Annotated in this window: 11 protein-coding genes; 5 read left to right on the top strand and 6 right to left on the bottom strand. The window is 59.6% G+C overall.

What is annotated here, in order from left to right:
* The first annotated feature begins 645 nt into the window (after window positions 1-645).
* On the top strand, window positions 646-1,005 hold the full coding sequence (locus HNR03_RS02975; RefSeq protein ID WP_259150575.1) for a DUF6124 family protein: 360 nt from the start codon (window positions 646-648) through the stop codon (window positions 1,003-1,005).
* 82 nt (window positions 1,006-1,087) lie between these two features.
* Here HNR03_RS02975 and HNR03_RS02970 read toward each other — a convergent pair whose 3' ends face one another.
* Window positions 1,088-1,282 carry a hypothetical protein gene (locus tag HNR03_RS02970; protein WP_259150574.1) on the bottom strand — a complete coding sequence of 65 codons (195 nt, stop codon included), beginning with the start codon at window positions 1,280-1,282 and terminating at the stop codon, window positions 1,088-1,090.
* A 469-nt stretch (window positions 1,283-1,751) separates the two neighbouring features.
* On the opposite strand from HNR03_RS02970, the gene HNR03_RS02965 reads away from it, so the two are divergent.
* Entirely contained in the window at window positions 1,752-2,111 is a 360-nt protein-coding gene (locus tag HNR03_RS02965; protein ID WP_259150571.1) for a DUF6124 family protein, read from the top strand.
* 171 nt (window positions 2,112-2,282) lie between these two features.
* Here HNR03_RS02965 and HNR03_RS02960 read toward each other — a convergent pair whose 3' ends face one another.
* From HNR03_RS02960 to acnA, 3 genes are all read right to left on the bottom strand, one after another.
* A complete protein-coding gene (locus HNR03_RS02960) occupies window positions 2,283-3,848 on the bottom strand; it encodes a PAS domain-containing methyl-accepting chemotaxis protein (protein WP_259150567.1) in 1,566 nt (521 codons plus the stop codon).
* A gap of 103 nt (window positions 3,849-3,951) precedes the next feature.
* On the bottom strand, window positions 3,952-4,743 hold the full coding sequence (locus tag HNR03_RS02955) for a CPBP family intramembrane glutamic endopeptidase (protein ID WP_259150565.1): 792 nt from the start codon (window positions 4,741-4,743) through the stop codon (window positions 3,952-3,954).
* A gap of 280 nt (window positions 4,744-5,023) precedes the next feature.
* Window positions 5,024-7,765: an aconitate hydratase AcnA gene (gene acnA, locus HNR03_RS02950; RefSeq protein ID WP_259150563.1), complete on the bottom strand. Its 2,742-nt coding sequence runs from the start codon at window positions 7,763-7,765 to the stop codon at window positions 5,024-5,026.
* A 222-nt stretch (window positions 7,766-7,987) separates the two neighbouring features.
* Between acnA and rlmM the strand changes: the two genes are divergently transcribed.
* Both rlmM and tusA read left to right on the top strand, forming a co-directional pair.
* Window positions 7,988-9,061 carry a 23S rRNA (cytidine(2498)-2'-O)-methyltransferase RlmM gene (gene rlmM / locus HNR03_RS02945; protein WP_222585449.1) on the top strand — a complete coding sequence of 358 codons (1,074 nt, stop codon included), beginning with the start codon at window positions 7,988-7,990 and terminating at the stop codon, window positions 9,059-9,061.
* Window positions 9,062-9,255: 194 nt separating this feature from the next.
* Window positions 9,256-9,507, top strand: coding sequence for a sulfurtransferase TusA (gene tusA, locus HNR03_RS02940; RefSeq protein WP_007945068.1), 252 nt, complete (start codon window positions 9,256-9,258; stop codon window positions 9,505-9,507).
* Here the strand turns inward: tusA and HNR03_RS02935 are convergent.
* On the bottom strand, window positions 9,504-10,913 hold the full coding sequence (locus tag HNR03_RS02935) for an MATE family efflux transporter (protein WP_259150556.1): 1,410 nt from the start codon (window positions 10,911-10,913) through the stop codon (window positions 9,504-9,506). The two genes, tusA and HNR03_RS02935, sit on opposite strands and share 4 nt — an antisense overlap.
* 175 nt (window positions 10,914-11,088) lie before the next feature.
* Between HNR03_RS02935 and pdxB the strand changes: the two genes are divergently transcribed.
* Window positions 11,089-12,231 (top strand): 4-phosphoerythronate dehydrogenase PdxB, encoded by a 1,143-nt coding sequence (gene pdxB / locus HNR03_RS02930; RefSeq protein ID WP_259150555.1) that lies wholly within the window; start codon window positions 11,089-11,091, stop codon window positions 12,229-12,231.
* A 183-nt stretch (window positions 12,232-12,414) separates the two neighbouring features.
* On the opposite strand, the gene HNR03_RS02925 is transcribed toward pdxB, so the two are convergent.
* Window positions 12,415-12,594 carry a PA1571 family protein gene (locus tag HNR03_RS02925; RefSeq protein ID WP_222585452.1) on the bottom strand — a complete coding sequence of 60 codons (180 nt, stop codon included), beginning with the start codon at window positions 12,592-12,594 and terminating at the stop codon, window positions 12,415-12,417.
* Between the last annotated feature and the right edge of the window lie 29 nt (window positions 12,595-12,623).

The raw sequence follows: 12,623 nt of genomic DNA, 5'->3' as shown, positions 1-12,623 counted from the left end.
CCAGCCAACCAATTTCTAATTGAATGCACTCAACCCAACTGTGGGAGCTGGCCTGCCAGCGATGGCGGCTTGCCAGCCAACCAATTTCTAATTGAATGCACTCAACCCAACTGTGGGAGCTGGCCTGCCAGCGATGGCGGCCTGACAGCCGACCAATTTTTTACTGGTGTCCCCATCTAAATGTGCAAGCGAGCTTGCTCCGGGCGGCGATCTGCCGAAAGCGGTCTGACCAGATCACATCAAGGGATCAGGGAAATATCCGGCCGCTGTCTGTGCATAAACGTAATCCCGAGAGCACGTTTAAAGTACACGAACCGTTACGCCATAAGGGCTACAACACCTTGCGTCGTTGCCTACGCGTACGCCAGAATCCGCCGGCTTACGCGGCTATGGGGTGGGCTATATCGTATCCCTGTCACTGAAAAACAGTGATCGGGTTTGGTAGCCCGCTTCGAAACCGTCGTATGGCGTCACCGTATGCAGTCCTTTATTTGGGGCTCAGATTTTTATGGTGGGCATGCGTGGGGCTCCTTTGTGAGCGCCGGGTTTCCCGTTTCGACCGGTCTACCAACCCGCGTATGGCCACCACCCTTCGTTTGGTAGCGAGGGTGATGGCTCCTAAAATTCGAAACCGGAGTTACACCTATGTTCAAAGCCACACCCAACCCACCAGAAACCGATCCAACCTCCCACGATCCCGAGCTCGAATCTCAAAAGACAAAAGAAGCCGCCGACCGCGCACTCGACTATTACCTCTGCCCCGAAATCCCGAAGTACTTCCCACCCAAGACCCGCCCCATCTACCAGGTCGACCCCACGCTGGATGACGAAACGCTGCTCGTCGAAGCCAGTGAATCGCTGTCGTCGGCCAATACCATGGCCGGCAATATCGCCAACTCGGTGAGAGGTCCGGAGCGCAAACCGCTGCTGGCGCTGCAACAGCTGATCATGTTGAACGAGCTGCTGGTCAATCGATTGCTGGACAGGCTTCGTTTGCCGCAGTAATCGCGAATAACGCCAAGTCAAAAACAAAAAAACGGGTAGCTCTCACTATCCGTTTTTTTGTTATCACTTACTCAATCAGCGGTTAAACCGCGCCACCAACAAGCAATGAGCCTGGAGCACTCAGCAATGCCGAATTGTGCTGCTTCGCAACAGGCAACTCGCCAGAGATCACAAATTCATCGAACGCTTTCTGTCCATCAACCACGGCTTGCCGGACATCGAGAAAACTCAGTTCATCGCGAACAGGTTTTCTGTCGTTCTTTCTGGTGGTGTTCATTGGTGTTTCCCGATTTTGAATTCGTGATGAGTGCGAACGATGCGGCCTGCTCCTTTGGCGCACAAGTCAGTCGATTCCGGTTTTGCTGTAGGGCGGGGAGGGCATAAACGCAACTTTGCGAGCACGTTTAAAGTACACGAACCGTTACGCCATAAGGGCTACAACACCTTGCGTCGTTACCTACGCGTACGCCAGAATCCGCCGGCTTACGCAGCTTGGAGAGGGATATATCGTTTCCTTGTCACTGAAAAACAGTGATCGGGTTTGGTAGCCCGTCTGTAATAGCTGTATGGCAACACCGTATGCAGTCCCTTTTCATGGGGCTCGGTTTTATGGTGGTCATGCGTGGGGCTCATTCGTGAGCGCCGGGTTCCTATTGCAGCCGGTCTACCAACCCGCGTATGGCCGCCACCCATCGTTTGGTAGCGTGGGTGATGGCTCCTTGAAGTCTGCAATAGGAGTTACACCTATGTTCAAAGCCACACCCAACCCACCAGAAACCGATCCAACCTCCCACGATCCCGAGCTCGAATCTCAAAAGACAAAAGAAGCCGCCGACCGCGCACTCGACTATTACCTCTGCCCCGAAATCCCGAAGTACTTCCCACCCAAGACCCGCCCCATCTACCAGGTCGACCCCACGCTGGATGACGAAACGCTGCTCGTCGAAGCCAGTGAATCGCTGTCGTCGGCCAATGCCATGGCCGGCAATATCGCCAACTCGGTGAGAGGTCCGGAGCGCAAACCGCTGCTGGCGCTGCAACAGCTGATCATGTTGAACGAGCTGCTGGTCAATCGATTGCTGGACAGGCTTCGTTTGCCGCAGTAATCGGTGGCACTGGCGATTGACGTTTCAGCAGGTCAATAAAAAGCCCGGGAGCTTTCGCTTTCCGGGCTTTTGTTGAATGAAGAGCAAGATCAAAAGATCGCAGCCTGCGGCAGCTCCTACATTGGAATGCATTTCCCTGTAGGAGCTGCCGCAGGCTGCGATCTTTTGCTTTTAGCGGTTAAACCGCTCCACCAACGAATACTGGGTATTCGCGGTTTTGGTCAGCTCTTCACTCAATAACGCCGAGTTCTGCGCCTGTTCCGAGGTCTGGTCTGCCAAGTGCGAGATGTTGCTGATGTTGCGGCTGATTTCTTCGGCAACTGCACTTTGCTCTTCGGTTGCCGCAGCAATCTGCGTGGTCATGTCGGTGATGTTGGCCACCGCTTCGCTGATTCCCACCAGCGCCTGATCCGCTTCCAGTACCCGCGCCACGCCTTCTTCAGCCTGGCGATGCCCGGCTTCCATGGTTTGCACGGCGGTGCTGGCGGTCTGTTGCAGCTTGGCGATCAGGGCGTGGATCTGTCCGGTGGATTCGCTGGTGCGTTGCGCCAGTTGGCGCACTTCGTCGGCCACCACCGCAAAACCACGGCCCATTTCGCCGGCTCGGGCCGCTTCGATGGCGGCGTTCAAGGCCAGCAGGTTGGTCTGGTCGGCGATGCCTTTGATCACATCGACCACGCCACCGATTTCGTCGCTGTCCTTGGCCAGTTGGGTCACGGTCATGCCGGTCTCACCGACTACCACCGACAAGCGCTGAATGGCATCGCGGGTTTCGCCTGCGATGTCGCGACCGCGACCGGTCAGGCGATTGGCTTCCTGAGTCGCATCGGCGGTGCGTTGCACGTGGCTGGCGACTTCCTGAGTAGTGGCGGCCATTTGGTTGACGGCAGTGGCCACTTGCTCGGTTTCAACGCGTTGCCGTTCCAGGCCTGTGGAGCTGTTGTGCGCCAACGCGTCGGACTGCTTCGCTTGCTCGGTGAGGTGTTCGGCGGTGTCCTGCAGACGGGTCAGGCAGGTTTTCAGGCGTGCTTCCTGGCTGAGGATCGACATCTCCAGGCGCGCTTGCGCACCGCGGCTGTCGGTATACATCTGTGCGATCAACGGGTCGGAAGTGGTTTGCCCGGCCAGGACCAGCAGGCGTTTGAGGCCGCGCTGTTGCCAGCTCAAGCCCATCAGCCCCAACGGAACGGAAAGGCCGGCAGCCAGGGCAAAGCCCCATTGGGACGTCAGCGTGGCGCCGATCATGAAGCTCAGCTGGCTGACCAGAATGAACGGCAGCCAGTCCTGAAGCACCGGCAGCCATTTGTCCCTTGAAGGAATCGGCGACTTGCCCTGATTGATGCGTTGGTAAAGCGCTTCGGCACGGCGGATCTGTTCGGCGGTGGGTTTGATCCGCACCGACTCGTACCCGATCACCTGATTGCCTTCGAACACGGGCGTCACGTAGGCGTTAACCCAGTAATGATCCCCGCTCTTGCAGCGATTCTTGACAATGCCCATCCATGGCAAGCCTTGTTTCAGTGTGCCCCACATGTGCGCGAACACCGCCGCCGGCACGTCTGGGTGACGGACCAGGTTGTGCGGCGCACGGATCAGCTCTTCACGAGAAAACCCGCTGATTTCGACAAAGGCGTCGTTGCAGTAGGTGATCACGCCCTTGGCATCGGTGGTGGAAATCAACCGTTGCTGAGCCGGGAAGGTCCGTTCGCGCTGTGTGATGGGCTGGTTATTACGCATGGCTTTTTCAATCCGCAAGGCTTTGAGAGGTTGTCGGCGGTGTCAGGAATTTATTGAAATTATTTTTCGATAATCAGCAGCGCGTCGCAAAACAGCCATTGCATCAGCCGGCGAGCATCGGATACGTGAACAGCGCGAAATGCAGCACGTTCAGGCCGAAATGGGTGGCGATGGCCGCGCCCAAGCCGCCAAAACGGTAGGCCAGACCATAGCCGACACCCGCCAGGCTCGCCAGAAGCACCCATTGCGCGCCGGCACCCGCATGCACCAGGCCAAATAACAGTGAAGCAAGCAGTAACGCCAGATGTTCGCCGTAGGGTCGGTGTTTCAAAAACCGGCTCAGGCTGCCTTGGATATAACCGCGAAACAAGGCTTCCTCCACCAGCGTCACCAGCAACAGGTTGTTCAGCACCCACAACCCGGCTTGGTCCGGCCATTTCGGTGCCCAATGGATTACGCCCAGCAATAGCGCGCCCCCCAAGGCGAGCACGGCGCTCAGGGGCAGTGCGAGTGCGGTGGCAGTCAGGGAGCGGCGCAGCGAGTGCCGGCCGATGATCCACGGGCAAACCAGCAGTAACCAGAAACCGATCAGGGATTTGTCCAGATTCAGGTACATGGCGAACTGCACGGCATCATCGGTGAAGCGTTGCGGGTCGATAGCGCGACCGTTGTAGAAACCCGGCAGCCAGTGCGTCGCCAGCGCCAGGGCCAGGATAATGAACACCCCGTGACCCAGGTAGCGAGCGACGGGAACCAGTTGTTGGCGAACGGCAAAACCGGCAATCAGCAGCAACGCAAAGGAAATGCCGGCGAGCCCGCCAAGGTGACCGTAGGCCAGTGCGAGGGTGTAGCCGAGGGAGAGGAGGGCCAGATACATCCATGGCAGGGCAATCATTGGAAGTCCTTGTGTCCAGAAACTGGCCGGCACCGCGGTTCCCTGTGGAAGGTGTTGTTCAGGGGATTGGCGCTCGACACATAACCCCTGTGGGGGCGAGCCTGCTCGCGATAACGTCATCGCATTCAACTTCAATATTCCCTGATACACCGCTATCGCGAGCAAGCTCGCTCCCACAGTGACGGTGGTGTCCGGCATACAAAAGCGCGGCGATTATAGAGACGAAATATCCACACAACAAAAAACACCGCCCGAAGGCGGTGTTTTTGTCAGCGGTGGATCACGACGCAATCAACTGCCGCAACACGTAATGCAAAATCCCCCCTGACTTGAAGTATTCCACTTCGTTGAGCGTGTCGATCCGGCACAACACCTCGACTTTCTCGCGCTGGCCATCTTCGCGGGTGATTACCAGGGTCAGGTTCATTCGCGGCGTCAGCTCGACGCCAGTCAAACCCAGGATATCCAGGGTTTCCTTGCCGGTGAGGTTCAGGCTCTTGCGGTTCTGATCCAGCTTGAACTGCAGCGGCAACACGCCCATGCCCACAAGGTTGGAACGGTGGATGCGCTCGAAGCTTTCGGCTATGACCGCTTTCACCCCCAGCAGATTGGTGCCCTTGGCCGCCCAGTCGCGGCTCGAACCCGTGCCGTATTCCTGACCGGCGATCACCACCAGCGGCGTGCCCGACGCTTGATAGCGCATGGCGGCATCGTAAATCGGCATCCTTTCCCCGGTGGGGATGTAAATGGTGTTGCCGCCTTCTTCACCGCCGAGCATTTCGTTGCGAATACGGATGTTGGCGAAGGTGCCGCGCATCATCACTTCGTGGTTGCCGCGACGCGAGCCGTAGGAGTTGAAGTCCCGAGGCTCCACGCCTTTTTCGCGCAGGTAATGGCCAGCAGGACTGTCAGCCTTGATGTTGCCCGCGGGGGAGATGTGGTCGGTGGTCACCGAATCGCCGAGCAGCGCGAGAATCCTCGCCGCAGCGACATCCTTGACCACCGGCGGTGGCCCGCCGATGTCATCGAAGAACGGTGGGTGCTGGATGTAGGTCGAATCGTCCTGCCAGACATAAGTCGCCGCTTGCGGCACTTCAATGGCCTGCCACTGCTCGTCACCGGCAAACACTTCGGCGTATTCCTTGTGGAACATGGCGGTGTTGACTTGGTTTACCGCATCCGCGATTTCCTTGGTGCTCGGCCAAATGTCCCGCAGGTAAATCAGGTTGCCATCCTTGTCAGTGCCCAAAGGCTCGCTGCTGATGTCGATGCGTACCGTGCCGGCCAGCGCGTAGGCAACGACCAGCGGTGGGGACGCCAGCCAGTTGGTTTTCACCAGCGGGTGCACGCGTCCTTCGAAGTTGCGATTGCCCGACAGCACCGAGGCGACGGTCAGGTCGGCAGCCTGAATGGCTTTTTCAATCGGCTCCGGCAAAGGCCCGGAGTTGCCGATGCAGGTGGTGCAGCCGTAGCCGACCAGGGCAAAACCCAGCTCATCCAGGTATTGAGTGAGGCCTGCAGCCTTGTAATAGTCGGTGACCACTTTGGAGCCAGGGGCCAGCGAACTCTTGACCCACGGTTTGCGCTTGAGGCCTTTCTCCACGGCTTTCTTGGCCACGAGGCCCGCGGCCATCATCACGCTCGGGTTGGACGTGTTGGTGCACGAGGTGATAGCCGCGATCACCACCGCGCCGTTTTTCAACCGGTAGACCTGGCCGTCGTATTCGTAGTCGGCTTCACCGGCCATATCGGCATTACCCACCGCAACGCCACCGCCACCTTCACTTTCGAGGCGACCGACTTCCTTGCTGGTGGGTTTGAATTGCAGCTCGATGAAGTCGCTGAACGCTTGCGCGACATTCGGCAGCGAGACGCGGTCTTGTGGGCGTTTTGGCCCGGCAAGACTGGCTTCGACGCTGGCCATGTCCAGCGCCAGGGTGTCGGTGAACACCGGCTCCTGGCCCGGCAACCGCCACAGGCCCTGGGCTTTGCTGTAGGCCTCGACCAGTTTCACGGTTTCCAGTGGGCGCCCCGACAGGCGCAAGTATTCGAGGGTGATGTCGTCCACCGGAAAGAAACCGCAGGTGGCGCCGTATTCCGGGGCCATGTTGGCGATGGTCGCGCGGTCGGCGAGCGGCAGGTCGGCGAGGCCGTCGCCGTAGAATTCGACGAATTTGCCGACCACGCCTTTTTTGCGCAGCATCTGCGTGACGGTCAGCACCAGGTCGGTGGCGGTGATGCCTTCCTTGAGCTTGCCGGTCAATTTGAAGCCGATCACTTCCGGAATCAGCATCGACACCGGTTGCCCGAGCATCGCCGCTTCCGCTTCGATCCCGCCGACGCCCCAGCCGAGCACGCCGAGGCCATTGATCATGGTGGTGTGGGAATCGGTGCCGACCAGGGTGTCGGGGAAGGCATAGGTGCGGCCGTCCTCATCCTTGGTCCAGACGGTGCGGCCCAGGTATTCAAGGTTCACCTGGTGGCAAATGCCGGTGCCCGGCGGCACCACGCTGAAGTTGTCGAAAGCGCTCTGGCCCCAGCGCAGGAAGGCGTAACGTTCGCCGTTGCGCTGCATTTCGATATCGACGTTCTGCTCGAAGGCACTGGCGCTGGCGAACTTGTCGACCATCACCGAGTGGTCGATCACCAGGTCCACCGGCGACAACGGGTTGATCCGCTGCGGATCGCCGCCGGCCTTGGCCATGGCGGCGCGCATGGCGGCCAGGTCGACTACGGCGGGCACGCCGGTAAAGTCCTGCATCAGTACTCGCGCGGGGCGGTACTGGATTTCGCGATCGGAGCGTCGCTCTTTGAGCCAGGCGGCAATCGCTCGCAGGTCGGCGCCGGAGACGGTTTTTTCGTCCTCCCAGCGCAGCAGGTTTTCCAACAGCACTTTCAACGACATCGGTAATTTGTCGAGGTCACCGAGGCTCTTGGCAGCGTCGGGCAGACTGAAATAATGATAGGTCTTGTCGTCGACTTGCAGGGTTTTAAGGGATTTAAGGCTATCGAGGGACGGCATTGCGATCACTCCTTTGAGTCCGCACGGCTGCGGACTGAGGGGACGGACAGAGCATTCAACCTAGCCCTGTTTGAGCGTTAAAGCTAATAACTGGACTCTATGGATAAGTCCAAGGTTCCGATCTCGGCTATCATGCGCCGGTTTTCGTGACAGGCTTTGCTTCAACGCAAGTCTGGGCATCGCGCAGTGGCTGAATTCCTCGCCATCTGCCCAGGAGTAACAATGAACACCCTCTTTATGCATTGCCGGCCAGGCTTCGAAGGCGAAGTCTGTTCCGAGATTTCCGAACATGCCGCACGGCTGAACGTGGCTGGTTATGCCAAGGCCAAGACCGCCAGCGCCTTTGCCGAGTTCATCTGCACCGAAGAAGACGGCGCCGAGCGCTTGATGCGCGGCCAACGGTTTGCCGAGTTGATCTTTCCACGCCAATGGGCTCGCGGGATCTTCATTGACCTGCCGGAAACCGACCGCATCAGCGTGATCCTCGCGCACATGGCCGACTTCCCGCTGTGCGGGAGCCTGTGGCTGGAAATGGTCGACACCAATGATGGCAAAGAGCTTTCAAACTTCTGCAAGAAATTCGAAGTTCACCTGCGCAAGGCGCTGATGGCGGCGGGCAAGTTGGTCGAAGACGCCCACAAGCCACGCCTGCTGCTGACGTTCAAAAGTGGCCGCGAAGTATTCATGGGCCTGGCCGAGTCGAACAACTCGGCGATGTGGCCGATGGGCATTCCACGCCTGAAGTTCCCGCGTGAAGCGCCAAGCCGTTCGACGCTTAAACTGGAAGAGGCCTGGCACCACTTCATCCCCCGCGATCAGTGGGATGAGCGCTTGCACAGTGACATGACCGGCGTCGACCTCGGCGCCGCGCCCGGTGGCTGGACCTGGCAGCTGGTCAATCGTGGCATGCTGGTGACCGCCATCGACAACGGGCCAATGGCCGAAAGCCTGATGGACACCGGCCTGGTGCAGCACTTGATGGCCGACGGTTTCACTTTCAAGCCCAAGCAGCCAGTGGACTGGATGGTCTGCGACATCGTCGAGAAACCGGCGCGTAACGCCGCGATGCTCGAAGAGTGGATTGGCGAGGGGCATTGCCGCGAAGCGGTGGTCAATCTCAAGTTGCCAATGAAACAGCGTTATGCCGAAGTGAAGCGTTTGCTGGAGCGGATTGCCGATGGCTTCAAGGCCCGTGGCATTCGGGTCGAGATCGGCTGCAAGCAGCTCTATCACGACCGCGAGGAAGTGACCTGCCATTTGCGCCGGCTTGACGTAAAGAAACCCAAATCCCGCTGAAGTTGTGCACTGATCGTTCCCACGCTCCGCGTGGGAATGCCGCCGGGGACGCTCTGCGTTCCGCCTTTGGATGTGACGCAGAGCGTCACGGGATGCATTCCCACGCGGAGCGTGGGAACGATCAACGCGTAACGCAATAGATGACCGAACACCCGGCAATGCGAGACAATGCCGGCCAGTTTCAGGAGTTAATCATGAGTGAAATGCTTGATACGCCGGTAGACGGCACCCTCGACGCCACCGGCCTGAATTGCCCGGAACCGGTGATGATGCTGCACCAGCACATCCGTGACCTGGTGCCTGGCGGCCTGCTCAAGGTCATCGCGACCGATCCCTCGACCCGTCGCGACATTCCCAAATTCTGCGTGTTTCTCGACCACGAACTGGTCGCGCAGCACGAAGAGGCGGGCACTTACCTGTACTGGATCCGCAAGAAACTCGCTTAACCCGCCGAAGAGCTGATGCGGATCCGCTTGCGTGCGCTACGCGTGAGGCGGATCGACAGCATCAGCGCCGCGCAGCTCAAGCCCACGATCAATCCCTGCCACAGCCCGCTCGGGCCGCTCGGTGTGCCGAACCAGTCGGTCAAGCCCAAGGCGTAACCCACCGGCAAACCGATCCCCCAATAGGCGAACAGCGTCAGGATCATCGTCACCCGCGTGTCCTGATAACCGCGCAACGCGCCGGCCGCGGTCACCTGGATCGCATCAGAAAACTGGAACAGCGCCGAATACACAATCAGCATCGACGCCACGCGAATCACTGTCGGATCAGCCATATAGATCGTTGCGATGTGTTCGCGCAGCACCAGCATCATGCTCGCCGAAATACACGCGTAAGCCAGCGCCGTGCCCATGCCGACCCCGGCAGCGAAGCGCGCCTCGCGTGGTTCCTGGCGCCCGAGTGCCTGGCCGACCCGAACCGTCACGGCCATGCCCAGGGAGTAGGGGATCATGAACACCAGCGAGCTGAAGTTCAGCGCGATCTGATGTCCGGCAACCACTGTGGCGCCGAGGCTGCCAATCAGCAGGGCGATCACCGCGAAAATGCTCGACTCGGCGAACACCGCAATGCCGATGGGCAGGCCGATGCCCAGCAGGCGTTTGATCACTGACCATTGTGGCCAGTCAAAACGGCTGAACAACTGACTCGACTGGTAGGCCGGTGCCCAGCGCTCCCAGCCGGCCATCCCCAGCGCCATCACCCACATCACGATCGCCGTGGCCCAGCCACAGCCAACACCGCCCATGGCGGGCACACCGAAGTGGCCGTAGATGAAGACGTAGTTCAGCGGAATGTTCAGCGCCAGGCCGCACAGGCCCAGGACCATCGCCGGGCGTGTGCGGCCCAGGCCGTCACTGAAGCAGCGCAACACATGGTAGATGGCAACGGCGGGCAGGCCGCTGGCGATGCCGTGCAGGTACTGCATGCACGGGCCGATCAGCTCTGGATCGACCTTCATCTTGTGCAGGATCGGTTCGGCGCTGAACAGCATGGCCGTCGCCATCAGGCCCACGACCAATGCCAGCCACAGCGCCTGACGCACGATCGGACCAATCTCGCTGTGGGTGCCGGCGCCGAAACGCTGGGCGACTTTCGGGGTGGTGGCCAGCAGCGTGCCGGTCATCAGCAGGAACACCGGCACCCAGATCGAGTTGCCAAGCGCCACCGCCGCCAGATCGCGCGGTCCGACCCGACCGGCCATCACCGCATCGACGAAGCCCATGGCGGTGGTTGCCAACTGCGCGATCATGATCGGCAGCGCGAGCGCGAGCAGGGTTCTGAGCTCCAGGCGAACCCGGGCCGGGCGGGTGAGGGAAGTAGCGGCGGGGCGGTCAGTCACGGAATTCAAGGGCGAAACGTCCAAAGATTTTGAGGCGCGAGGCGGCGCATTCTACGCGTTGACGCTGCGGTCAGGAAAAGTCCTGTGTTAGGGATTTGTAAGCGGTTTGCGGATCTTTATGCATCCCGGGTGGCCCATCACCTTCATCTACGCCTAAACTGCCGATCCCCCAAAGGAGCCTGCCATGCTGATTGTTGCCGACGAAAATATCCCGCTGCTCGATGCCTTCTTCGAACGTTTCGGCGAAATCCGCCGAGTGCCGGGACGCTCCATCGACCGCGCCACTGTCGAGCAGGCCGATGTATTGCTGGTGCGTTCGGTGACCAACGTCAACCGCGCGCTGCTTGAAGGCAGCAAGGTGCGTTTTGTCGGCACCTGCACCATCGGCACCGATCACCTGGACCTGGACTACTTTCAGAGCGCTGGCATCACTTGGTCCAGCGCACCTGGCTGCAATGCCCGCGGCGTGGTCGACTACGTGCTCGGCAGTCTGTTGACCCTGGCCGAGATCGAGGGCGTCGACCTGAACCAGCGCACTTACGGCGTGATCGGTGCCGGCGAAGTCGGTGGTCGCCTGGTCAAGGTTTTGCGTGGCCTGGGCTGGAACGTGCTGGTGTGCGATCCACCAAGGCAAGCCGCTGAAGGCGGCGATTACGTCAGTCTTGAACAGATCATCGAACAGTGCGACGTCATCAGCCTGCACACCCCTTTAAAGAAACACGGCGCCCAGTCGACCTGGCATCTGTTCGACAGAAACCGCCTGAACCAGCTCAAGCACGGCGCCTGGCTGATCAACGCCAGTCGTGGCCCGGTGGTGGATAACGCCGCCCTGCGCCAAGTGTTGATGCAGCGTGAAGACCTGCAAGCGGTGCTCGACGTTTGGGAAGGTGAGCCCGAAGTCGATGTGGCGCTCGCCGAGCTCTGCGTTTTGGCGACACCGCACATTGCCGGTTACAGCCTTGATGGCAAACAGCGCGGGACGGCGCAGATCTACCAGGCGTATTGCGAATTTATCGGGCAAGCGCCGCAGGTCAGTTTGAGCGATTTGCTGCCGGCGCCGTGGTTGTCGCAGGTCACCCTGAGCGCCGAAAGCGATCCAGCCTGGGCACTAGCGATGCTGTGCCGCGGCGTGTACGACCCGCGCCGCGACGATGCGGATTTCCGTCGTAGCCTTGTCGGCAATGTGAGCGAGCAGCGTGCGGCGTTTGATGCGTTGCGCAAGCATTATCCGCAGCGGCGCGAGATCGATGGGCTCAAGGTGCGGATCGAGGGGGATTCGCCTGAGTTGCTGAAGATTGTGTCGGCTTTGGGTGCGTTGACTGTCTGAAAAATGGGGTTGGCGCCATCGCGAGCAGGCTCGCTCCCACATTGATTTGTGGTACGCAAAAGCTGTATTCGCTGGAGATTTCTTGTGGGAGCGAGCTTGCTCGCGATGGTCGCGCCACAATTTCCAGAAAGCACCCATAAAAAACCCGGCCATCAGTGCCGGGTCAAGAAGACGGTGGCTATATCACTCTTGTTCGGCAGGCTTGACCAATCGCTTTTCCAGTTCGCGGCAAGCGTTCTGGATCATGTCTTCAGTGATCGGTACTTCGCGCCCATTCTCATCAATAATCGAGCAACCCAGAGACTGGTCGGGCTGTGTGCGGATCACTTGAATCTTGTCATCGCTGCTGTGTTGCAAGGACATGGCCTGTCTCCTCTTCAGGTTGTGCGCCT

The sequence above is a fragment of the Pseudomonas sp. JAI111 genome (assembly GCF_024809425.1).
In the GTDB taxonomy this organism is placed as follows: Bacteria; Pseudomonadota; Gammaproteobacteria; order Pseudomonadales; family Pseudomonadaceae; genus Aquipseudomonas.
This window is presented reverse-complemented; position numbering and strand designations above follow the sequence as displayed.